Source organism: Armatimonas rosea, from assembly GCF_014202505.1.
Taxonomy (GTDB): Bacteria; Armatimonadota; Armatimonadia; order Armatimonadales; family Armatimonadaceae; genus Armatimonas; species Armatimonas rosea.
In genome coordinates, this window is sequence record NZ_JACHGW010000004.1 from 241212 (window position 1) to 261226 (window position 20015).

Sequence of the window (20015 nt, forward strand, 5' to 3'; positions counted from 1 at the left end):
GAGGCAGGGATTTTCCGTGAATATCGCGAACTGCTCCCTGTGTCGCTGACGCTTCGTTTCCTTGGCCCACCGCAGCTCCAGCGCGCTGTCCAGCCCCTCCCCCTTCCTCGCACGCGCAAGGCGCTGGCGCTCCTGGCCTTGCTGGCGCTCCATGCCGGACGAAGCGTGGACAGAAAGTACCTCGCGGAGGTGCTCTGGCCGGAGAGCGACCCTGCCACGGGCGCAACCAACCTTCGGCAGGCGCTTGCGATCCTGCGCCGGAGCTTGGGAGAGGACGCCGAGGCGGTGATCGCGGAGGGGAAGCAGGCGCTTCGTCTGGAGCTTGGCCCCCTCTTCTGCGATGTCGCCGCGCTAGACAATGCTCTTCAGCGCCGCGACACCGACGCGACCAAGGCTCTCTACACCGGTCCATTTCTGGAGGGCTTCACCGACGACTGGGTGCTTGTCGAGCGGGAAAAACGTGAGGCGGCGGTTCGGGCGCTTCTCACCCCCACAAGCTCAGCCCGGCTCCCCGCCTTTCTGACACCGTTCTTGGGCCGCACCCAAGAGCGCTCGCGGCTTACGGAGCTCCTCCAGCGCGAGGGAATCCGACTCGTGAGCGTGCTGGGAATGGGCGGCCTCGGCAAGACACGGCTCGCGCTAGCGGTCGCCACCAAGTTTCCCGAGGCGACCTTTGTGGATCTCTCCCTACTACCTGCCGCTACGGGCACCGCTCGGCTCTGGCAGGCGCTCGCCGAGGCCCTGGAGCTCGAGACACTGACGGAGAAAGCGGTCTGTGAGTCTCTTCAGGGACGCTCGACGCTCCTGCTCTTGGACAATGCGGAGCATCTCTCCGAGACCACCGCACGGGTGCTCCAGGCTCTCCTGAGCCGCTGCCACCAGGCCCGTGCTCTGGTCACGAGCCGCGAGCCGCTCCAGCTTCCGGGGGAGGTGCTCTTCCGCCTCCAGCCGCTCAGCGACGATGACGCGCTGGCGCTCTTCACGCAGCGGGCGGGGCTCTCCCAGCCGGGAGTCGAGCTCCCCGAAGCCGCGCTACGGAGCCTCTGCCAGAAGCTGGAGGGGCTACCTCTCGCGCTGGAGCTGGCGGCGGCGCGGCTCCGGGTGATGCAGATCGAGGAGCTGGAGGCGCGCCTGATAGACCGCTTTCGCCTGCTGCGCTCCGATCAGCGACGTGTGGACCGCCACCAGACCCTCCAGGCCACGGTCGATGGTTCCTGGGAGCAGCTCAGCGCCGACGAGAAGCGCACTCTGGCTGCGCTCTCGGTGCTCGTGGGGAGCTGGCCGCGGAGCCTCGCCCAAGCCGTGGCCTTTGCGCCGGGCACCGATGAGCTTGAGGTTCTTGAGACCCTGACACGCTTGGTGGATAAGTCCTGGCTCCGGGTTACCTCGGGGAGCTATAGCCTACTAGAGACCCTTCGTGAGTTCCTCGCCCCCCACCAGCTCCCCAGCGACCGCCAGCGTCTTGTGCAGTTTGCCCAAACCTGCATCCCCTACCGATACGACAACGAAATCCAGAGCACCTGGCTCCAGCGCCTCGCGCTCCACCGAGACAACCTGCGAGTGGCGCTCACCGTCGCCAATGACGAAACCGCGGCGGAGCTTGCCGTGGAGCTGGGCGATGCCTTTGTGATCCAAGGACGCACGGAGGAGGGAATCGCTCTCTACGAAGACCTCCTAGCTCGACTTGCTCCACAGCACCCCCAGCAGGCGAGCCTGCTCTACTTCTTAGCCTTGCTGGAACAAGCCCGTGACAATCCCACCCGTGCCGGTGCCCTCCTCGACCAAGCACGAGAGCTCTGTGAGCGAGCAGGAGACACGCGCCTGCTGATCCGCATCTTGGGCAACCTCGGAGTGAACGCCCGCCTCCAGCAGGACTTTCTCCGCGCCCGCGAGCTCTTCCGCAAGACCCTGGCGCTCCTTCAAACCTCGCAGCAAGGCACCCCCTCGGCGACCCTAATTCGCCTGGGTATCATCGAGCACGATCTCGGCAACCTCGCCGCCGCCCGCGACTATCTCCAGCAAGCCGTGGGCCTCAACCGCCACCACAGTAACGAGATTGGTCTGGGAGTTGCCCTCAGCAAGCTGGGCTACGTGGAGCGTGATCTTGGCGAGCACGCCAGCGCCATCACCCTCTGGCGCGAGGCTCTCTCCCTCCATAGGGCGGTTGGCTATCGGCAAGAGCAAGGCAATATCGCCCTCGCCCTCAGCCGCCTGCTCGACGATCCCCAAGAAATCGCCACCCTCCGCACCGAGGCCCACGACGCCTTCACCGCTATCCAGGACCAGGAAGGTTTGACGCGCCTCAACGGGACCTAGGGCAGGTCGTGGACGACGAGCACATCGGCGTTTTTACCGTCGGCGCTGGTGATGTCGATGGTCGTGCCCTTGGTGAGGCTCTTGAGGCCGTTTCCCTCACCGCTGTAGAAGTTAAGAGAGACCGTTGGCGTGAAGGAAAAGGTGCGCTCACCCCCCGCAAGGCCCAGGGTCACGGTGAGCCTGTCCAGGTCCACTGCGGTAATCACACCGGTAAATTTTGTCGAGCGTGCGGGTGCAGGGGTCGGAGTTGGTTTGGATACCGTCGGCCGCGGCGTCGGAGCGGGGGGACGCGCCACGATGCGCAAGGGTGGGTTAACTCTTCCCTGGGCCTGACGCGCCTTGACGAGCCGTGCTTGTTGCGCTACCCGCGCCCGCTGCTGTGCGAGCAAGGCACTCCGCTGCGCTTTCTCCAGACGAATCAGCGCAGCGAGCTGCGCCTTTTGCACCTGTTGGGGTGTCGGGGTGGGCTTTGTTTTTGGCTTGGGTGTCGGCTTTTGCGCGGCCCCCAGTATTGGTAGCAGAAGCACCACAGCCGCCAAGGTGAAGAGCTTTTTTATCATCATCGAGTGCGTTTATGGTACCATCCGCGACGGAGGAAAACACTATGCAATATACCCGTTTAGGACGAACCGGGCTGCGTGTCTCGCGGCTCTGTTTAGGGACGATGAACTTTGGGCCACAGACCAGCCCGGAGGACTCGTTTGCCATCATGGACCGCGCGCTGGAGCTGGGCATCAACTTCTGGGACACCGCCGATGTCTACGGCTGGAAGCTGGGCGAGCGCATCACCGAGAAGATCATGGGCGACTACTTCGCCCAAGGCGGTGGCCGCCGCGAGAAGGTGGTCTTGGCGACCAAGGCCTACAATAAAGTGGGCGAGTGGCCCAACGAAGGCCGCCTCTCCAAGCTGCGCATCAAGAAGGGCTGCGAGGATAGCCTCAAGGCCATGAAGACCGACTACGTCGATCTGTTTCAGATGCACCATATCGACCGGGACTGCCCCTGGGACGAGTGCTGGGAGGCGATGGAGCAGCTTGTGCGCGAGGGGAAAGTGCTCTACATCGGCTCATCGAACTTCGGCGGCTGGCACCTCGCGGCGGCGCAGGAGAACGCCAAGCGGCGCAACTTCCTGGGCCTCGTCAGCGAGCAGAGCCTCTACAACCTCAATGCCCGCACGGTGGAGCTCGAAGTGATCCCCGCCTGCGAGCACTACGGCCTCGGCCTGATCCCTTGGAGCCCCCTAGGCGGCGGTCTGCTCGGCGGGATTCTCCAGAAACCGACCGAGGGACGGCGCGCAGGGATCAAGCTCGACGAGGCCCTGACCGCCAAGATTACCGCCTGGGAGGCGCTCTGCGCGGGCATGGGTGAGAAGCCCGCAGATGTCGCCCTCGCCTGGCTCCTGAGCAATAAGATCGTCACCGCCCCGATTATCGGACCGCGTGATACCGCCCAGCTCGACGGGAGCCTGCGCGCGCTGGAGATCCAGCTCTCGGCCGAGACCCTCAAGAAGCTCGACGAGATCTTCCCACCGGTCGGCAAGGGCGGCCCCGCCCCCGAGGCCTACGCCTGGTAATCGTTTCGCCTTGAGGTAAAGCGAGGTAAAGCTATGTTCCTGCTCCTGTTGCTAATCGTGGTTGCAATCGCCCTAGTGTGGCTGGGGCTTCGGGCGCTTCGCGTGCAGTACGTGATTCCCGCCGCTGCCCGCCAGCTCTCTGCCAAGGGAAATACCGCCGCCGCGATCCACCTCTTGGAGCGGGGACTAAAGCTCTGGACGCCCTTGGGCGAGCGGGGCCGCTTCGACCTGCGCTTTTACTACGCCTATCTCTTGATGGAGACACGACGCTACGCCGACGCCGAGGCGCAGTGCCGGGCACTCGTCTCGGGGCCCCATGTAGCCAGCCTGCGTACCAAGGCACGCCTGCGCCTCGCGGACTGCCTTGACGGCCAAGACAGAACCACCGAAGCGCAACAAGAGCGGGCGACCGTCGAGGCCGACACACAGAGCGCGAGCAACGCGGACCTGGTCCTGGAACGTGCCGCGCTCCTGTCCAAACAGCACCAGTATGCCCAAGCCACAGAGCTCTACCAGCAGGTCCTAGCAAGAGCAGGGCACTTCTCCGACACGGTACGCGCCGAGATTGAGGTCAAGCTAGCCCTCAGTGCGTGGCATGCCGGGCGCTATCCGGTCGCGCTGGAGGCTGCGGAGACGGCGCTTGGGCGCAATGCGCTGAGTTCCACCATGGCCCGTATCGCCCACAACATGGCGGGGCTTTCCCTCACCAACCTCAATCGCTGGGAGGAGGCACTCCCCCACAAAGAGGCCGCCCTCGCACTAGCCCGTGAGGACGGCAACCCGGATCGAGTCGCGGAGGCTCTCTCGGGGCTCGGCAATGTCAAGCTTCAGCTCGGTGAGCTCAATGAGGCAATGGCTCTGGCGAGCGAGGCACTCCCCCTCAGCCTTGCGGGGCGTCGTACGAGCTGTCTCCTCCAAGCCGAGGTACTCCAGGCGTGGGGGCGCTACGACGATGCCTTGGCCGCACTGGAGAGCGCGGGGCGTGCGCCGGGGCTCGCGATTCCCCAGCTCGCGGCACGTACGCAGGCGACTCTGGCGCTGGGCCGGGCGCGGATCTTCGTTTTAAAAGGCGATGGAAAAACCGCGCTGGAGTGGCTGGAGAAAACCACCGAGGCCTTTGCGGGCGACGCGAAGCTGGAGGCATGGGCGCAGGCGGAGCGCCTGTGTGCGCTTGCGCTCCTGGGAGCCCGTGAAGGCTATAACGAGGCCCTCACCGAGCTCGAAGCCCGCCTCGCGGCGCTACCCGACGACACCACGACCCAGAAATCGGGCCACAGCGCGCGTGCCGTCGCAGCTCAGACCCGGGGCGAGTTTCGGAGAGCACGGGAGCACTGGGAGCGCTACCTGGCCCTCACGCCCTGTCCGCTCGATCTGCGGCGTGTCTGGTACAGCATCGGAGTCGCCGAGGCGGCACTCGAAAACCCGACAGAGGCCCGTGCCGCCTGGCAAGAAGCAAGTGCGCCCGGGATCGAGAGCTTCTGGACGGGCCTTGCGAAAAAGCGCCTGACCGAGCTAGAGCAGTCCGCCCTTAAGAACCCTGCCTGAGCCCTTCCCACTCGCGCCAGATATCGGTCATCGCCGCAACACCGATTTGTTCGGCGTCTTTGTGGCGCCCTCGGAAGATCGCGGCATAGCGAATGTCCGGGCAGGAGTTGGCGACCGCCGTGTGCACCAGCTGGTGGTGGGTAAGGACCACATCGCCCGGCTCTCCCGTGATCTGCACCGGCTCGGAGCACAGCTCCACCGCCCCAATCCCATCGGCGAGATAGGCCGGCCCCTTCTCCTTGAAGATCGTCTCAAACTGCCGGTGCGTCCCCGGCCAGACCGTGAAGTTCCCCGAGTACGGCTTCGGAAGGTCGGAGAGGAGCACCACAGCAAGCATTGTGAAGCTACGCGCAAACTCCCCACGCGGAATGCCGTTGGTGCCCGTCCCTTGACCGTCGATATGCCCGTGCGGCGGCTGGGGCTCGGTATCGGCACGCGGGAAGCGCAGCGCGATCTGGGCGCTGGTCGCCGCAAGCAGGTTCCCCACGCCCACGAGTTGCTCACAGGCCGCAAAGACCGGGGTTTTGTTGAAGAGATCAGTGAGCGCGGCATCCCGCGTGATACTGCGGCAGTAGGTCTGGGCCCGGTAGGAGTTGAGCTCGTCGGGGGGCATTCCGTACTCCCCCAGGTGGTGGTTGATCGCCTGCCGCGCCGCGTGCACCATCACCAGGGGAACCATCCCCTTGAGCACCAGATAGCCGTCGTCGTGCATCTGCCGAAGTTGCTTGGAGTTCAATTTCATGAGCCGAAGTTCTGGAAAAGTCTTCCGCATTCCTGCTCCTTGCGGGAGTCTTAGCGTATGAAGCCGCCCGAAATATTCGATCCCAACACCTCACCAGAAACTCTCCGCCGCCTCGCCCGTCGCGATCCCGTTGCCTTCTGTCAGAATCCTGCCGCGCCTCTGCTCCTGCTAGAAAACCCTCTATTTTTCCACTTTCACCCGGTTCGCCTCCTGCAAATCCTGCGTAATGAGAGCCTGCCTGGCTGGCTGGTTGCACACCTTGCGCTCCACCGGGCGACCTGCGTCCGAGAAGCGGCCCAGCTCCATATCGCGCTTGCCGGAGAAGCCACCGAGCCGTGGACAGGAAAGTGCCGCGCCAGCGCGAGCGCGTCGACTCTCCGCAGGCCCTGGCGTGCAAACCGCTGGCAAGATCGGCTGCTCGCCGCCCAGAGCCCCAGCACCACTCGCCAGCAGCTCCACCAGCTCAAGCGTGACGGCAACCGCTACGTGCGGTATTCTGCCCAACAAAGACTCCTCGCCGATGCATCCTGCTGAAGACCCTAACACCCCACCTGAGATACTGGCAGACCTCCTGCGCTCGCACCCAGATCCGGTGCTCGCAAATCCCGTCTTTCCCCTCCTGTTCCTTGAGAATCCTGGGTGGCTGGAGACCACGCTCCCTCAGCGCCATCAGCAGCAAGTCCTCAATCTCCCGCAGCTCCCACGCTCGGTGGTTGAGGGTTTTACGCGGAGTCCTTCCCTTCATCTCCAGGTAGCAGCAGAGATGCACATCGCTATTGGGACAGCGCAGCTCGGTTGGGAGCGTGAGATTGCCCAACGAATTGCCTCGCTGAGTTGCACCGTCGATGACCAGCGGTGCCTCGCAGCGAATGGTCTGATTCCTGCCTGGCTCACGCCTCACCTGCGCGTCTTGCCTCTAAAAAAGGCTCCTCGGGCGACATCCCGGGCTCTCCCTCGTGCCGAACAAGAACAGCTCACGGGTCTTTCCAGTACGGAGAAAGAAAACCTCGCCCGTCGTGCTCGTCGCCCGGAGGTCCTGGCCCTTCTCGGGACTGAGCCAGACCGTGCTGTCCTGCAAGCCGTCGCGGACAACCCCAACACGCCTATCGAAACCTTAGCGCGGCTCGCGGAGCTTCCCGAGACATGCATGACGGTCCTGCGGAATCCTAGCGCGACGGTCGAGGTGCTCACCAAGGCGCTGGAGGCAGTCGTCGCACTCAACCTCACCACCCACGTCTCAGGCCGGCTTTCTTGCCTCGCGTGGCATCCCCAGGTCGATGCGGCACTGGCGCATCGGCTCTGGGAAAACTACCAAGTCGCGGTGCCCCGGCTCCTTCCGGTGCCGATCCTCCTCGAGCAAATAGAGGCGGGCAAGCTCCCCAAGACGGTGGCTCTGGGCCGCGACGATACCCCGCTCTGGCTTCGGGGGGAGGCGATGATGGCGAGCGCAACCAACCGCGGTGCCTACCTGGTCTGGTTTTGTGGCCTCCTTGCCACAGAGACTCCCAAGCGCCTCACCGATGCCGCCCGCTCCGAGGCTTGGTTTACCCGCTTTGCCGCCGCGATCCACCCGCTGACCAAGCAAAAATCTCTGGAGCGCCTTGCCAACGATGGGAACCGCTACGTCCGTGCCGCAGCCCAAAGCCGGCTCGCCGACCCCAGCTGGAGATTTGCGCCATGACTCCCGCTCTTGCCCTTCAGCTCGCCGAGGACCCGCACTCGACCCTGGAGCAGCTGGTGGCGACACAAGTATTCCTCAGCCGTCCCGCGATTGCACAGGCTCTGGCCACCAATCCCAACACGCCCCCCGAGACACTCGCCAAGCTACTGGCACGCTACCCGGAGCGGGTTTTCGCCAATCCCGCCCTGCCCTTGATCGTGCTCACCGGAGCATCGTTCTTAGAGGCGGTGGACCGTAAAGAGCTGGTGCAGCTGCTTCAGCGCCTGGACGTCCCTGAGTTTTTTCTGCGAGCGCTCACCGTCCACCGCGATCCCAAGGTTGCGGAGACTGCGGAGCTCCATATCCGGCTGGGAGCGGCTCAACCCGGCTGGGAGGACGATCTCGTGCGGCGGCTCTCACGACTAAAACTAGACCACGCCGAGCGCCAGCTCCTTGTCGCACGTCGGCTCCTTCCTTCCTGGCTTGAGAGCGCCCTTCCCCCCTCGAAACAGCCCCTCACCGTCCCGAAACCGGGAGAGAGCCTCACGAACGCGCAGCTCCTCAGTGCCATCCCTATCAAGCATCGGGGAGTCTACGACACGCCGCAGCTCCTGAGCATGGAGACTCCCCTTCAAACTTGGCTTGAGGAGACCATCCAAACGTGCCTGCAAAACAGCGGCGTGCTTGTCTGGTTCGTCTGCGCCCTCCACCTAGATTCGCTGGAGAAGCTCACGACAATCGCACGCTACCCAACCTGGTACCTGCGGTTAGCCATCGCCTTAAATGTTCATACGGATATGACAACACTAACCCTTCTGACAAACGATGCCAATCGCTATGTCCGAGTGGTAGCCCAAAATCGACTAGACGATGCAAGCTGGAGATTTACACGATGACAGTTGACCAAGCGCTCTCGTTGGCGCAGGACTCCTCGACGGATGCGGCGACCTTGGAGCGGGTGGCGCAGGTGTTGCGTCCTGGCTTGAAGGACGGAACCGCGCTCGCCCTGGCAATCGCAGCCAACCCGAACACCCACCCCGAGACCCTGATTGCCCTGCTCACCGACCGCCCGAGTGGGAGCCACGGACTGGCACAGAACCCCGCCACTGCGCTCTTTCTACTCGACGATCCCTTGTTCTTTGAGAAAGTGCCTTCTCCCGTTCTGCGGCGGACGCTGAACCTCCCCGACCTGCCCCGCTGGCTAGTCGAGCACTTGGCGGGCCATAACGATGCGACGGTCGCGCTGGCGGCACGCCTACACCGTGTGGTTCGACCCGAGGTGAAAATGGGCTGGGAGGTCGAGGCAGCGCGCCTGATCGGGACCCTGCCACTAGCTGACCTAAGTGGGTACCCAGGAGGCGACTGGCCGCACGTGTGCACGGCTTGGAGCGAGGGTTATGCTCCCCAGAGTGTCGGGGAGCGCCTTGCCTCGTCGCACCTGCGCCCTCTGCGCGAGAGCATCTTCGGCAACGAGACTAGGGGGCGACTTACCTCGTTTTACGAGCTCCTGCAACGCGCCACCGGTAGCCCAACGCTCGAACGCATCCAGCCCAAGTTTGCACACGATCTCACCGAAGCCGAGCTGATCCGGCTCGCGCGTGGTGGCGTTTGGGCACGCCAGCTCGCGGCTCGTCACCCCGCCGCCTCACCAGAGCTCCTGGCGATTCTGGCCGGCGACAACGAGGAGGTACGGAAAAAAGTGCTCAAGAACCCTGCCACACCAGACTCCATTCGCACCGCCCTCGCCGAGCCGACAAGCCATGGCTATGCGGTCGTGCGAAAGCTGGAGCTGCCACCTCTCCCCCGAGATGACCACCCTCTCTACTCCGTCTTGCTCAGCGTGCGCTTCAATATTGACTCCGCCCCCGTGTTTCTCTCACGCTTCTTCGGCGGTGCTTCGCGGCAGCGAGAGGCGAGCTCCGTGACCTGGCAGGTACGGTTCGCCAGCGCGTGCCTCGATTCACTTCCCGAAAAGACACTGGAGCGGCTCGCTGGCGATGCCAATCGCTTGGTGCAGGCGGCAGCAAAAAACCGGTTGCAGGATCCGGATTGGCGCTTCCGTTTTGCCGCGATTTTGGAGAGTAGGAATCCATGACACCACGCGAGCTTCGTACCTATCTGGACCGCTTAGTTGCCGAGCGGCTCTTTCTCTCCGTGATGCTCTGGGGGCCGCCCGGAGTCGGGAAATCGTCGATCGTGGCCCAGGTGGCCGCGAGCCACGGGCTGGACTTTGTGGATGTTCGCCTCTCCCAGCTCGCGCCGACGGACCTGCGCGGCTTGCCCGTCCCTGACCACGAGAGCCGCGTCTCGCGGTGGTTTGCGCCCGAGTTTCTGCCCCAGACCACCGGGCGGGGCGGGATTCTCTTTTTGGACGAGCTCAACATGTCTCCCCCGACCATGCAGGGGATCGCGCAGCAGCTGATTCTGGACCGCAAGGTGGGTAGCTACACGGTCCCCGACGGCTGGTTTATCTGGGCGGCGGGCAACCGCAAGGAAGACCGTGCGGCGGTCTTTGAGATGCCCGCGCCGCTCGCCAACCGCTTTCTGCACCTCTCGGTCGGGCCGGACATGGACAGCTTTAAGGCATGGGCACTCGAGCGCGGCCTGACCGAGGAGGTGATCGCCTTTCTCGCCTTTCGCCCCAGCCTGCTCCACAAGCCCGATCCCCAGCAGCCCGCGTGGCCATCGCCGCGCTCCTGGGAGCTGGCGGGAAAGCTGCTTGCGGCGCGGCTCGATATCGCACCCGCAGTGGGCGAGGGCGCGGCGGCGGAGCTCGATGCCTACAAGAAGGTCTACCAGGAACTCCCGAGTCTGGAGGCAATCCTGAGTGGCAAGGGGAGCAAGCTGCCCTACCCCGACGAGCCCAGTGTGCGCTATGCGGTCGCCATTGGCCTCACGGCGCGGGCAAAGACTCCGGAGCAGGCCCTCCACGGCTTTCTCTGGCTCGTGGAGCGCGCGCCCGCCGAGTGGGTCCAGCTCTTTATCAGCGACCTACTACGGCTCTGGCGTGCCCAAGGCCGCATGGGCGAGCTCGCCGAGCTCTTCGCCACCGAGCCTCGTCTCAAGAACCTCGCCGCAGAGTACCTGCAGCTCATGGGGAAATAGGGGCCATGGACGATAAAGCGCTACAGGACCGGCTCTCGGGGGCGCTCTTGCGCCTGCGTGCTCGGCAGCCGTTCTTTGCGGCGCTGGCGCTCTTTGCCGGCTCCGCCCTCTCCGATGCGGTTCCCACGGCGGCCACCGATGGGCGGCGGATCTTCTGGAACCGGGAGTTTCTGGCGGGACTGAAGAGCGATGAGGTCGATGGTGTCTTGTTGCACGAGGTACTCCACGCCGCGCTCCTGCATGTCACACGTCGTGGCACGCGCGACCCGCTCCTCTGGAATATCGCCGCCGATATCGTGGTCAATGGCATGGTAGAGGCGGCCAAGCTCAAGCTCCCGGCGGGTGCGGTTCGGGAGAAGAAGTGGGAGAAGCTCGCGGTGGAGGAGGTCTACGAGCTCCTTGAAAAGAGTGCAACGACACTCCTGCTCGGGGAGGGGTGGCGCGATCTTCTCCCGCCCGGTGTGGGGGAGGCGGAAGCGCTCGCGGCGCACTGGCGCGCGGCAAACGCACAAGCACGAGCCCTGATGATGTCGACCGGACAGGGGACCATGCCCGCCGGCTGGGACCGGGAGCTGGGCGCACTGGAGCCCGCGCAGCTGGACTGGCGCAGCTACCTCTGGCGGCATCTCGTGCGCACCCCCACCGACTTCTCTGGCTTCGACCGACGCCTGATCCACCAGGGACTGTATCTCGAAACGCTAGAGGGCGAGTCCGTGCGGGTCTGTGTCTGCATCGACACGTCGGGCTCCATCGGCCCCAAGCAGCTCTCACAGTTTCTCGGGGAGGTCGTGGGCATCCTGCGCTCCTACCCCCACCTCGTCTGCAATCTCTCCTACGCCGATGCGGCTCTCTACGGCCCCTACCCACTCACCGGCGACACTCCCATCTCTGAGCTTCCCGCCCCCAAAGGCGGCGGCGGCACGGACTTTCGCCCCTTCTTCGCCGCAGTCGCCGAGGCAGAACAGAACGGGGACAGCGCCGCCGTCTGTGTCTACCTCACCGATGGCTTCGGCGCGTTCCCCGAACGCCCGTCGGAGGGCCCGACTCTCTGGGTGGTCAATGCAGGCGGTCTGGGAGCGGAGGAATTTCCCTTTGGTGAGGTCGCGCGCCTACTTCTGGACACCTGAGACGAGCGCTTGGAAGTTTTTAATGCCCGTGGCCTCGCGCACGTCGCCGGTCTGGAGATCGCGCACCCAGAAGGTCGGGGTCTGCTTGATGCCATGGGCTTTTGCGCCATCCCACTGGGTCTGAACACGTCGAAAGGCAGCCATGTGCTCCTCGTTGTAGTTCGTCATGTTGAGCTTGAGGCGCTTGCAGATATCCGCATCGCTGAGAGTCTTGAGTGTGTCGAAATCCCGCTCGAAGGCATCAGCAGTCGAAGAAAAGCGTCCTTGAGCGATCGCCAGCTCCATAATCCAAGCAAACCGAAACGCATCAGGGTGTATAGTCACGAGGGGAAAAGGGCAAATGCTCAGCCGAATCTGCGGGAGCTTACGCACCTGGGAATGGGCCACCTTGCACGACGGACACTCAAAATCGGTGAACAGAATCACGTCGTAGCGGGCGTCCTTTGGGGCAGTGACGGGCGTCAGGAGCGCTTGGATCGCCTTGAAGTCACGCGGCAAGTCCGCGCTCTGTTGCTCCGTGATGCGGCTCGTGGTGGTAGTGCCAAGGCGATGTCTGTTGACAAAGCCCACGCCCAGCCCAATGCCAACGACGGCGGCGAGGCTGTAGCGCACCACCAAGGGAACCGGACGTCGGGGTGCCTCTGGGGGACGCTGGCTCAGGCGAGTGCGCACGGCAGGGCTGAGCCGGGCATCGGCGTGCCAGGCTTGGGTTTTCTCATCAAGGTTCATCGGAAGTCCTCCTCAGACAGAAGCTCGCGCAGGCGCAGGGTGGCATCGTGGACGCGGCTCTGGACGGTTCCTTGCGGCACGCCCAAGAGCGCGGCGGCCTCTTTATGGGTGAGCCCCTCGGCCTTTACCAGCACAAACGCCGCCCGCTGTAGCTCGGTAAGCTGCGCGACTGCGGCGTCCAGGCTGAGACGCGTGAGGTGCGCCGCGATCGCATTGCCGGGAGCAGAGTCGGTCTCAAGAAGCGGGAGTGCCTGCGGTGGGGCAGCACGGAGCCGCTTGCGCCAGCAGTTGACCGTCACCGCATGGAGAAATGTCGACACCTTCGCCCGTCCTGCAAACCGTGGCCGGCTCTGAAACGCCGCGATCAGCGCCTCTTGCGCCAGGTCCTCCGCATCGGCGTAGCAGCCCGCACAAAGTCGCAAGCTCAACCGAAAAACCCGGTCCCCGTGATTGTCAAGCCAGTGCTCCCAGTTCTTATCCACGCCTGTTAGTTCCGTTTTCCCACCCGTTTGTTGGGTGCCCGGAGCAAATTTTTCAACGCGGCGTGTCAAAGACCTGTTCGAGCTCCGTGGCGAAGTCAGCAAGCTCGCTCGACCACGAGACAAAGGTTCGCGGCAGAGACGCGGGTCGCTCCGCACCAAAACTCAGTGCTCCCTGAGACTCGTCCTCGTTGTCGTAGAGGCGAATCTCCAGCTTGACGAGCTCGCCTTTGACATCGAAGCCGCGTGTCACCTCAGCGCGAGCGAGCTTCGTCCAGGGGACCTCGTGCCGCACCCCGCCTCGAAACCAGACAATGCCCCGTGCATCCACACGAACAAGCGCACCACCCGAGCGTAGCGCGGCAAGGGACATCAAGAGGCCAGCCAGTCCCATACCCGCCACCCCCGCCAGGATCACGAGGGTAACCAGCACCGAGAGCAGCTGTCGTCCGAGAGGTTGGTCAGGCTGGGGGAGGACTCCAAAACGGAGACTTGTCCAGACCAGCCCTACGAGAAGCCCCACAAAGAGCAGTGTCCCCAGTGCACCCGCAACCCGCGTGATAGGGAATGTCTCCCCAATCCCAAACGGGCGGATCGCCTCCGTCGACGCCTGCGGTTTCCGCCGCCAGACCGTGTGCTCCTGCCGCTCCAGCGAGATCCCTTGCCTCCGACAGGCCCAGCGCCCGTAGTAGTGCCCCGCCAGGAGCGCAACCGGAATCGGGTAGATCACCTTAAAGTAGTCATCGAGTAAGAAGAATTTCTCATAGGGAGGGAGATGATGGGCGAGACGATAGGCCGTGATGCTCCCTAGGATCAGCAAGATAGGAAAGGCAACTTTAGCAGCCGCGCGGTGGTACGCCGCTTGGGCCTGCTCTCGATCCTGGGAGCTGACGGTGCGTGGTTCTTGGGCAATCCGTTGGTGCTGGCGCATTTCTGGCATTATACGGATAATACAGACATGAAATTTATTGTCTTCACCAAACCCTACAAAGACGAGATCCCTGCCCTCGGTAAGCGCGTCGCCGCGCTGGGTGTCGATGGCGTCGAGCTACCCGTGCGCCCGGGCTACCCGGTGACGATGGACAACGCGGCGACCGAGCTTCCCAAGGCGGCCAAGCTCCTAAAAGACGAGGCGGGGATCACGATTGAGAGTATCGCGCCCAGCTTTACCAGCGATGGTGCCGAGCTGACACCGCGGCTCTTTGAGGCCTGTGGCAAGGCAGGAGTGCCCATCATCCGTGTCTGCCCAATGCCGCGTGCCGGTGAGAGCTACCCCGATGCCGAGAGGCGCTGGCAGAAGCTCTTTGCCGGAATGGTCCCCGCGCTGGAGAGCAACAATGTCGCCATCGGCATCCAGAACCACTCCGGGCGCAATGTTCCTGTCCACGCCTTTGGTCTGCGCTCGCTGCTGGCTCCCCTGCCCGCCAAGTCTATCGGGGCGGTCTGGGACGCGGCGCACAACACGCTCGAGGGCGAGGGGACCGGGTTTGCGCTGGAGCTGATCTACGGGCCCTACTTTAAGATGCTCAACCTAAAGAACGGGTACAAGAAGCGCGGCGACGATGGCAAGTGGCGGACGGTTTGGTGCAAGGGCGACGAGGGCTTGGCGGACTGGAAGGCCGTTGCGGGGGATCTCAAGAAGCGGGGCTTTATGGGGACGGTGTGCCTGACTGCGGAGTACAGCGAGGCGGGCGGCGTCGAGAAGTACCTGAAGGACGATATTGCCTACGCGAAAAAACTCTTTGGATCAAGCTAAGTGGGAACCAGCCCCTCCTTCCTGCGTTCTTAATAAGCGTGGCCCAACTTGCTCTACGCCGAAAGGCGATGTTCTCCGCTGCACATGCCTACTGGCTCCCGGCGCTCTCCGACGAGGAAAACCGGGCACTCTTTGGGAAGTGGGCATCGAAGTGGGGGCACGGCCACAACTATGAGGTGGAGCTGACGGTAGCGGGGACGCTCGACGAGCGCTCGGGGATGGTGGTCAATATCACAGATGTCGATAAGGCGCTCAAGCGAGCCCTCCGGCCCCTGCGGGATAAGCACCTGACCTACGAGGTGCCCTACTTCGCGCAGAATCCCCCCACCACAGAGAATATTGTCCGGTATATCGCCACGGCCTTTCGCACCGAGTTCACCGACCCCGCGGCGACTCTGACAAAACTTTTGGTCTGGGAGACCCCCACCCTTTCCGCTTTTATGGACTTTCAGGAGAGTGACACGATGATCGCCTTGACCCGCACCCTCGACTTTGCCGCCGCCCATCGGCTCCATGCGCCAGGCTTGAGCGACAGCGAGAATCTTGCGGTCTTTGGAAAGTGCAACAACCCCCATGGGCATGGGCACAACTACGGTGTCGAGGTGACGGTGATCGGGGAGCCCGACCCAAAGACCGGGATGATTGTCGATCTGATCGCCCTAGACAGAGTTCTTGAGACCGAGATCATGGCACGCTACGACCACAAGCACCTCAACGACGACACCGACGATTTTCGGGAGTCTAACCCAACCAGTGAGAACCTGACCCTCGCCATCTGGCGTCACCTAGAGAACAAGATCCCGGCTCCCGCGCGGCTCCATAAAGTGGTCGTGCGCGAGACCGACCGTAACTACTTCGAGTACACCGGAAACTAAATTTTTTGGAGAGCCCGCACGGTTCGTCGGCAACAACCGGCAGGCTCCAGAGAGGAACCACTACCATGTCAAAACCGACCCCTTCCTTGACGCCGTCGCCCCGTATGTTCTTTCACGACACCGACTCCCCCGCGCAGCCCCTCGTGGAGCGGCGTTATGATAGCGATTTTGTCCCGTCCGAAGAGTACCGCGCCTCGCTCCCGGACATGACCCTGACCCGCAATGCGATCCAAGGCGCCAATGTCCCTATCCAGCAGGTCGGCATCTCGGGCTTCCGCCTGCCCCTGCGCTTTGTCACCGAGAGCGGCGAGCACACCACGCTCGAGGCACGCGTCACCGGCTCCGTCTCCCTAGAGGCCAACCTCAAGGGCATCAACATGAGCCGCATCATGCGCACCTTCTACGAGCACAAAGACGCTGCCTTTACGCCGGACACGCTCACGGCGATCTTGCGCGACTACCAGGCGCAGGTCGGTGGGCTCCATGCGCGGCTGAAGGTCGGCTTCTCCTACCCCATGCTCCAGCAGAGCCTTCGCAGTGGGCTCGCCGGCTACCAGTACTACACGGTCAGCTACCAAGCCAGCCTCGATGCCCGTGGCACCCTGCGCCGCTTCATTAACTTTGATTTTGTGTACTCGTCGGCGTGCCCCTGCTCCGCCGAGCTGGCCGAGCACGCCCGCCTGACCCGCAATGTCTACGCCATCCCGCACAGCCAGCGCTCCAAGGCCCGCATCCAGCTTGAGCTCACCGAGGGGGCGACGCTGACGGTGGAGGAGATCCAGCGTCACTGCCTCGCCGCCCTCCAGACCGAGACCCAGGTCATGGTCAAGCGAGAGGACGAGCAGGCCTTTGCGGAGCTCAACGGCACCTACATCAAGTTTGTGGAAGATGCGGCACGGCTACTCTTTGAGCGCTTCGATAGCGACCCACGGGTGAAGGACTTTGAGATCGCCTGTGCGCACCTGGAGAGCCTTCATAGCCACGATGCGGTCAGTGTGATCTGCAAGGGAATCGAGGGCGGGTACCAGGCGGACTTTGTGGATTTTGAAACACTGATCTGCTAGCCTCGCGGGGAAGGTGAGAATTTGGCTCAATTTCGGGGTAAGATGGGATAGCATTGCGCCCTAGCGCACATCGAAAGGATCCCCTCAGCATGCCCGTGTCCCCAGCGGACCCGTCCCATACCCAGTACTCGTTTCGTTTTCTGGAGCACCAGCATGCCCTTGAGCTACGTTGTGGAAGTGCGTCCGAGGCGAGCACCGCACTCGCACAGCTTGCACAGCGACAGGCAGCGCAGGCGGCCACGCAGCTCTCAACTCTGCAGACCGAGCATCCCCCCGCGCCGGATCCCGTCGCCGGGGAGAGCCTCTTTGCCGATGCCCAAGAGCAGCAGGCGACCTTTGAGGCCCTGACGGTCAACTACGATCCGATGCTCCGTGAGATGGCGATTCAAGGGCGGCAGGCGCTGAAGAATGGGATCTGCCTCACGGGGCGAGAGCAGGTTGAGGAGCTCCGCGATGCCCTCAAGCTCTTGCAAGGGGTTCTGGCCAATCCTATCGGGAGCCGTAACTACGCGGTCTGGTTTGAGGTTGCCTGGCTGCAGTGGTCTCTGGGTCTTCCCCTGACAGAGGCCACGGACAGCTTCTACCACACAGCTCGCCTCTCGAACAACACCAATCCTGGCTACCGACTCCGTGCGCTCCGCCACCAAGCCTTCTTGCTCGGCGAGCAGGGTAAGTGGGACGAGGCATGGACCGTGGGTCAAACCGCGACCGAGCTATCTACCGTGAGCGATCCCCACTTCTGGATTGAGCAGGCACGCTACGCGCTTCTGGCCGGCCACCCCGACGAGGCCACGACCCTCTTGAAGCGTGCGCTCGACCACGATCCCACCAGTGCCTTTGCCCTCTACTCGGAGCCCGACCTCGCCCCGCTCTACGGAACCTGTAGCACGATCCTCGATTCTTTTGCCGCGTCGGCCCGTGAGACCGCCCACCAGGAGCTGGAGCGCCTTCAGGAGGCCAGGAAACTCAATGCGTACCTAGAGCAGCAGCTTGGGATCACCCTAGAGCTCCCCACTCCCCTGGTTGTCCCTGAGAACTTCGCCCAGAGCGGCATCTTTCAGGCACACAGCCTCGCACGCCGCGCCCACCGCGAGGCGACTCAGATTCTCGACACCGCGATTGCTCGGGTTGAAAAAGAGAAGGAGGTCGCGCAGGGCAATGCGCGGCGCCTGAAGATCCAGATCGACCAAGCCCTCTCAGAGAAGACCTACTACGAAGGTAGCCTGAAAAACATCGAGGAGCATGCCCGCGAGTCGGGGTTCTCGCTGCACCCGTATACCTTCAACAACCCCTTCTTCCGACGGCGCAACCAGAAGGCAGAAGACGTCCGGTTTGCCTACGAGTCGTTCAAGCAGAAGCTCACCCAGTGCGATCAGTTCCTCAAGGAGCACCTCCCCGCCATGGAGGCGACCTACGACAAGCAAGAGTCTCGGCACCAGCAGGTAGCCGCTGTACTCGAGCAGCTTATCGCCCAGCGCGCGGCTTAGGGAGCGTGTAGCCGGAGAAGAACTCGCGCCGCGCCAGCTCGTGGCCATCACTGGCGGCGGTTAGGACAAGGCGTGCCATCAGCAGCGTCTGGTTCTTCCCCTCGGCCCGCTCCTGTGGCCCGCCCGTCTCCAGTGTTGTCGGCGTGAGAGTTGCCAGCACGGTCCGCGCTCTCTCGGACTCGTCGCAGGTAGCGGGAAAGCCACTCACGGTACAGGAGAGCCGCCTGCGTCGCAGCTCATTGTTGAGCTCGCGCCCAATCCTGTCCACGACGGAGCGGACATCTTGCGGACGGATGCCCTGCCCAATCACCTGAACGAACGCCGCTTCGTCGGCGGCCAAGACAACACGGGTTCGTGGCCCGCCCAGCAACGGCGGATCGGGCGTGGCCGAGAGGGATCGGGTCATCGGTCCCAGGAGTGTCTCCCCGATCTGCGCCGTGACCAGGGGGATCATGGAGTCGAGCTCTGGTCGGCTTGGCCCCCGCCCTCCCCGGCACCCCGCCACCAACACGAGCCCACAGACAGCCCCAAGAACCTCAAATCGCTTCCGGTGCGTAGGTTTCATATCGTACTCTCCCATTCCCTCTTTTAGATAATCTATATAGGTATTTCATTCAGTTTATCATCCGCAGAATTACTAGGTTTTCGCCCAAAGCGAACAAAGCTCCTCGCAATTCGTGTCTGACATTGTATAATAAGGCCGATGATTAAGGGAGACAGTGTGAAGAAGTTTACATTCGTTGTGGTGAGTGGCTTTGGCTTGTTGTCGGGAGTCTATGCCCAAGAGGGGCAAGAAGGGACACCGACACTGGTTGCGCCTGCACCTGTACTTCCGGTCTTTACCCCCCAGAGTGTTCGCCCGGGTCGCGACCGCTTTAGCAACTCTCCTGCCCTCACCCTCGATGGCCTCGTGGAGACACTCAAGACCAACGCGACCTTTCGCAAGAACCTCTCCAAGCACTTCGCCATTCCCGAGGACCGCCTCCTGGGTTTTGTGGCCGATGCGCTCGTCCCTCAGGTCCTCTCCGCCGACTCCCGGGTTCAAAACTACGGCGTGACCAAGAGTGGGCTAATCTACCACAAGAACACGACACTCAAGAAGGGAACTCGTGTCTGGGGCCTGCGCGATGGCACTCCGATCCTCAAGTGGGACTGCTCCAATCCCTTGCTCCTTGAGCTACCGGTCAAGCGGCGCGTTCCGAAACCCACCCCGGTTGGTCTCTGGAAGGAAAAGGGAATCGCTCCGCCCGAGGCGACCCTCCTGCCTCCCACGGAGCTCGGGGCTCCTATGGGGATCACGCTTGCGCTGGAGAAGCCAGGCGACCCTCTCCTTCCACCGCCCCCGTTTACACCGACCCCGACACCCGGCAACCCGACATCTCCGCGCTCGTCTAGCATGATCACCCGGTCTGGGGTTCCCCTGTTGCCGGTTGCCGGGGTCTTTGGGCTCGTTGTGCGAAGCCAGACTGCCCCCACGAGTGTCCCTGAGCCCACAACAATCGCTCTCCTTGGGCTAGGTGCACTCGGCCTGCTCACCCTGCGCCGACAGCGGTAACG

The 20015-nt window shown here is 63.3% G+C and carries 20 protein-coding genes; 14 read left to right on the top strand and 6 right to left on the bottom strand.

The features are described from left to right. Positions 1-39 precede the first annotated feature (39 nt). Entirely contained in the window at positions 40-2316 is a 2277-nt protein-coding gene (locus HNQ39_RS20575) for a tetratricopeptide repeat protein (RefSeq protein WP_184201192.1), read from the top strand. On the opposite strand, the gene HNQ39_RS20580 is transcribed toward HNQ39_RS20575, so the two are convergent. After that, positions 2313-2879 carry a hypothetical protein gene (locus HNQ39_RS20580; protein ID WP_184201195.1) on the bottom strand — a complete coding sequence of 189 codons (567 nt, stop codon included), beginning with the start codon at positions 2877-2879 and terminating at the stop codon, positions 2313-2315. The genes HNQ39_RS20575 and HNQ39_RS20580 overlap by 4 nt on opposite strands. 41 nt (positions 2880-2920) lie before the next feature. Between HNQ39_RS20580 and HNQ39_RS20585 the strand changes: the two genes are divergently transcribed. Continuing rightward, the gene (locus tag HNQ39_RS20585) at positions 2921-3889 is read left to right on the top strand and encodes an aldo/keto reductase (RefSeq protein WP_184201198.1); all 969 of its coding nucleotides are present in this window, start codon (positions 2921-2923) and stop codon (positions 3887-3889) included. Between the two features lie 33 nt (positions 3890-3922). Further along, positions 3923-5434: a tetratricopeptide repeat protein gene (locus HNQ39_RS20590; RefSeq protein WP_184201201.1), complete on the top strand. Its 1512-nt coding sequence runs from the start codon at positions 3923-3925 to the stop codon at positions 5432-5434. Here HNQ39_RS20590 and HNQ39_RS20595 read toward each other — a convergent pair. Continuing rightward, positions 5418-6176, bottom strand: a complete 759-nt coding sequence (locus tag HNQ39_RS20595) for a phytanoyl-CoA dioxygenase family protein (protein WP_184201204.1) — start codon at positions 6174-6176, stop codon at positions 5418-5420. The two genes, HNQ39_RS20590 and HNQ39_RS20595, sit on opposite strands and share 17 nt — an antisense overlap. Before the next feature lie 57 nt (positions 6177-6233). Here HNQ39_RS20595 and HNQ39_RS20600 point away from each other — a divergent pair, with 57 nt between their 5' ends. From HNQ39_RS20600 to HNQ39_RS20625, 6 genes are read left to right on the top strand one after another with little or no spacing between them, the layout of a single operon-like run. Further along, positions 6234-6710 carry a hypothetical protein gene (locus tag HNQ39_RS20600; RefSeq protein WP_184201207.1) on the top strand — a complete coding sequence of 159 codons (477 nt, stop codon included), beginning with the start codon at positions 6234-6236 and terminating at the stop codon, positions 6708-6710. Further along, entirely contained in the window at positions 6697-7857 is a 1161-nt protein-coding gene (locus HNQ39_RS20605) for a hypothetical protein (protein ID WP_184201210.1), read from the top strand. Before HNQ39_RS20600 ends, HNQ39_RS20605 begins: the two co-directional genes overlap by 14 nt. Continuing rightward, positions 7854-8732: a hypothetical protein gene (locus HNQ39_RS20610; RefSeq protein ID WP_184201213.1), complete on the top strand. Its 879-nt coding sequence runs from the start codon at positions 7854-7856 to the stop codon at positions 8730-8732. Before HNQ39_RS20605 ends, HNQ39_RS20610 begins: the two co-directional genes overlap by 4 nt. Then, on the top strand, positions 8729-9931 hold the full coding sequence (locus HNQ39_RS20615) for a hypothetical protein (protein WP_184201216.1): 1203 nt from the start codon (positions 8729-8731) through the stop codon (positions 9929-9931). The genes HNQ39_RS20610 and HNQ39_RS20615 overlap by 4 nt, the downstream gene beginning before the upstream one ends. Beyond that, a complete protein-coding gene (locus HNQ39_RS20620) occupies positions 9928-10941 on the top strand; it encodes an ATP-binding protein (RefSeq protein WP_184201219.1) in 1014 nt (337 codons plus the stop codon). The genes HNQ39_RS20615 and HNQ39_RS20620 overlap by 4 nt, the downstream gene beginning before the upstream one ends. Positions 10942-10946: 5 nt before the next feature. Further along, on the top strand, positions 10947-12068 hold the full coding sequence (locus HNQ39_RS20625; RefSeq protein ID WP_184201222.1) for a vWA domain-containing protein: 1122 nt from the start codon (positions 10947-10949) through the stop codon (positions 12066-12068). On the opposite strand, the gene HNQ39_RS20630 is transcribed toward HNQ39_RS20625, so the two are convergent. The 3 genes from HNQ39_RS20630 to HNQ39_RS20640 are packed head-to-tail and all read right to left on the bottom strand — an operon-like array spanning position 12051 to position 14207. After that, a complete protein-coding gene (locus HNQ39_RS20630) occupies positions 12051-12797 on the bottom strand; it encodes a DsbA family protein (RefSeq protein ID WP_184201225.1) in 747 nt (248 codons plus the stop codon). The two genes, HNQ39_RS20625 and HNQ39_RS20630, sit on opposite strands and share 18 nt — an antisense overlap. Beyond that, complete coding sequence (locus HNQ39_RS20635; RefSeq protein ID WP_343075981.1) at positions 12794-13435, bottom strand: RNA polymerase sigma factor; 642 nt, start codon at positions 13433-13435, stop codon at positions 12794-12796. The genes HNQ39_RS20630 and HNQ39_RS20635 overlap by 4 nt, the downstream gene beginning before the upstream one ends. Further along, positions 13332-14207 (bottom strand): hypothetical protein, encoded by an 876-nt coding sequence (locus HNQ39_RS20640; protein WP_184201231.1) that lies wholly within the window; start codon positions 14205-14207, stop codon positions 13332-13334. Before HNQ39_RS20640 ends, HNQ39_RS20635 begins: the two co-directional genes overlap by 104 nt. Positions 14208-14234: 27 nt before the next feature. Here HNQ39_RS20640 and HNQ39_RS20645 point away from each other — a divergent pair, with 27 nt between their 5' ends. The 4 genes from HNQ39_RS20645 to HNQ39_RS20660 all read left to right on the top strand — a co-directional run bounded on the left by HNQ39_RS20645 (position 14235) and on the right by HNQ39_RS20660 (position 18458). After that, a complete protein-coding gene (locus tag HNQ39_RS20645; protein WP_184201234.1) occupies positions 14235-15032 on the top strand; it encodes a sugar phosphate isomerase/epimerase family protein in 798 nt (265 codons plus the stop codon). A gap of 38 nt (positions 15033-15070) precedes the next feature. Next, positions 15071-15907: a 6-carboxytetrahydropterin synthase gene (locus tag HNQ39_RS30665; RefSeq protein WP_184201237.1), complete on the top strand. Its 837-nt coding sequence runs from the start codon at positions 15071-15073 to the stop codon at positions 15905-15907. 65 nt (positions 15908-15972) lie between these two features. Next, positions 15973-16971, top strand: coding sequence for a GTP cyclohydrolase FolE2 (folE2, locus tag HNQ39_RS20655; RefSeq protein ID WP_184201239.1), 999 nt, complete (start codon positions 15973-15975; stop codon positions 16969-16971). 89 nt (positions 16972-17060) lie between these two features. Next, complete coding sequence (locus HNQ39_RS20660; protein ID WP_184201243.1) at positions 17061-18458, top strand: hypothetical protein; 1398 nt, start codon at positions 17061-17063, stop codon at positions 18456-18458. On the opposite strand, the gene HNQ39_RS20665 is transcribed toward HNQ39_RS20660, so the two are convergent. Then, positions 18436-19023 (bottom strand): hypothetical protein, encoded by a 588-nt coding sequence (locus HNQ39_RS20665; RefSeq protein ID WP_184201246.1) that lies wholly within the window; start codon positions 19021-19023, stop codon positions 18436-18438. The genes HNQ39_RS20660 and HNQ39_RS20665 overlap by 23 nt on opposite strands. Before the next feature lie 138 nt (positions 19024-19161). Between HNQ39_RS20665 and HNQ39_RS20670 the strand changes: the two genes are divergently transcribed. Beyond that, positions 19162-20013: a PEP-CTERM sorting domain-containing protein gene (locus HNQ39_RS20670; RefSeq protein ID WP_184201249.1), complete on the top strand. Its 852-nt coding sequence runs from the start codon at positions 19162-19164 to the stop codon at positions 20011-20013. Positions 20014-20015: the final 2 nt, after the last annotated feature.

What these genes read in the sequence shown, in the direction of transcription:
- HNQ39_RS20580 (WP_184201195.1), bottom strand. Translation starts at nt 2,879, where the DNA reads ATGATGATAAAAAAGCTCTTCACCTTGGCGGCTGTGGTGCTTCTGCTA.
- HNQ39_RS20585 (WP_184201198.1), top strand. Translation starts at nt 2,921, where the DNA reads ATGCAATATACCCGTTTAGGACGAACCGGGCTGCGTGTCTCGCGGCTC.
- HNQ39_RS20590 (WP_184201201.1), top strand. Translation starts at nt 3,923, where the DNA reads ATGTTCCTGCTCCTGTTGCTAATCGTGGTTGCAATCGCCCTAGTGTGG.
- HNQ39_RS20595 (WP_184201204.1), bottom strand. Translation starts at nt 6,176, where the DNA reads ATGAAATTGAACTCCAAGCAACTTCGGCAGATGCACGACGACGGCTAT.
- HNQ39_RS20600 (WP_184201207.1), top strand. Translation starts at nt 6,234, where the DNA reads ATGAAGCCGCCCGAAATATTCGATCCCAACACCTCACCAGAAACTCTC.
- HNQ39_RS20605 (WP_184201210.1), top strand. Translation starts at nt 6,697, where the DNA reads ATGCATCCTGCTGAAGACCCTAACACCCCACCTGAGATACTGGCAGAC.
- HNQ39_RS20610 (WP_184201213.1), top strand. Translation starts at nt 7,854, where the DNA reads ATGACTCCCGCTCTTGCCCTTCAGCTCGCCGAGGACCCGCACTCGACC.
- HNQ39_RS20615 (WP_184201216.1), top strand. Translation starts at nt 8,729, where the DNA reads ATGACAGTTGACCAAGCGCTCTCGTTGGCGCAGGACTCCTCGACGGAT.
- HNQ39_RS20620 (WP_184201219.1), top strand. Translation starts at nt 9,928, where the DNA reads ATGACACCACGCGAGCTTCGTACCTATCTGGACCGCTTAGTTGCCGAG.
- HNQ39_RS20625 (WP_184201222.1), top strand. Translation starts at nt 10,947, where the DNA reads ATGGACGATAAAGCGCTACAGGACCGGCTCTCGGGGGCGCTCTTGCGC.
- HNQ39_RS20630 (WP_184201225.1), bottom strand. Translation starts at nt 12,797, where the DNA reads ATGAACCTTGATGAGAAAACCCAAGCCTGGCACGCCGATGCCCGGCTC.
- HNQ39_RS20640 (WP_184201231.1), bottom strand. Translation starts at nt 14,207, where the DNA reads ATGCGCCAGCACCAACGGATTGCCCAAGAACCACGCACCGTCAGCTCC.
- HNQ39_RS20645 (WP_184201234.1), top strand. Translation starts at nt 14,235, where the DNA reads ATGAAATTTATTGTCTTCACCAAACCCTACAAAGACGAGATCCCTGCC.
- folE2 (WP_184201239.1), top strand. Translation starts at nt 15,973, where the DNA reads ATGTCAAAACCGACCCCTTCCTTGACGCCGTCGCCCCGTATGTTCTTT.
- HNQ39_RS20660 (WP_184201243.1), top strand. Translation starts at nt 17,061, where the DNA reads ATGCCCGTGTCCCCAGCGGACCCGTCCCATACCCAGTACTCGTTTCGT.
- HNQ39_RS20665 (WP_184201246.1), bottom strand. Translation starts at nt 19,023, where the DNA reads ATGAAACCTACGCACCGGAAGCGATTTGAGGTTCTTGGGGCTGTCTGT.
- HNQ39_RS20670 (WP_184201249.1), top strand. Translation starts at nt 19,162, where the DNA reads ATGATTAAGGGAGACAGTGTGAAGAAGTTTACATTCGTTGTGGTGAGT.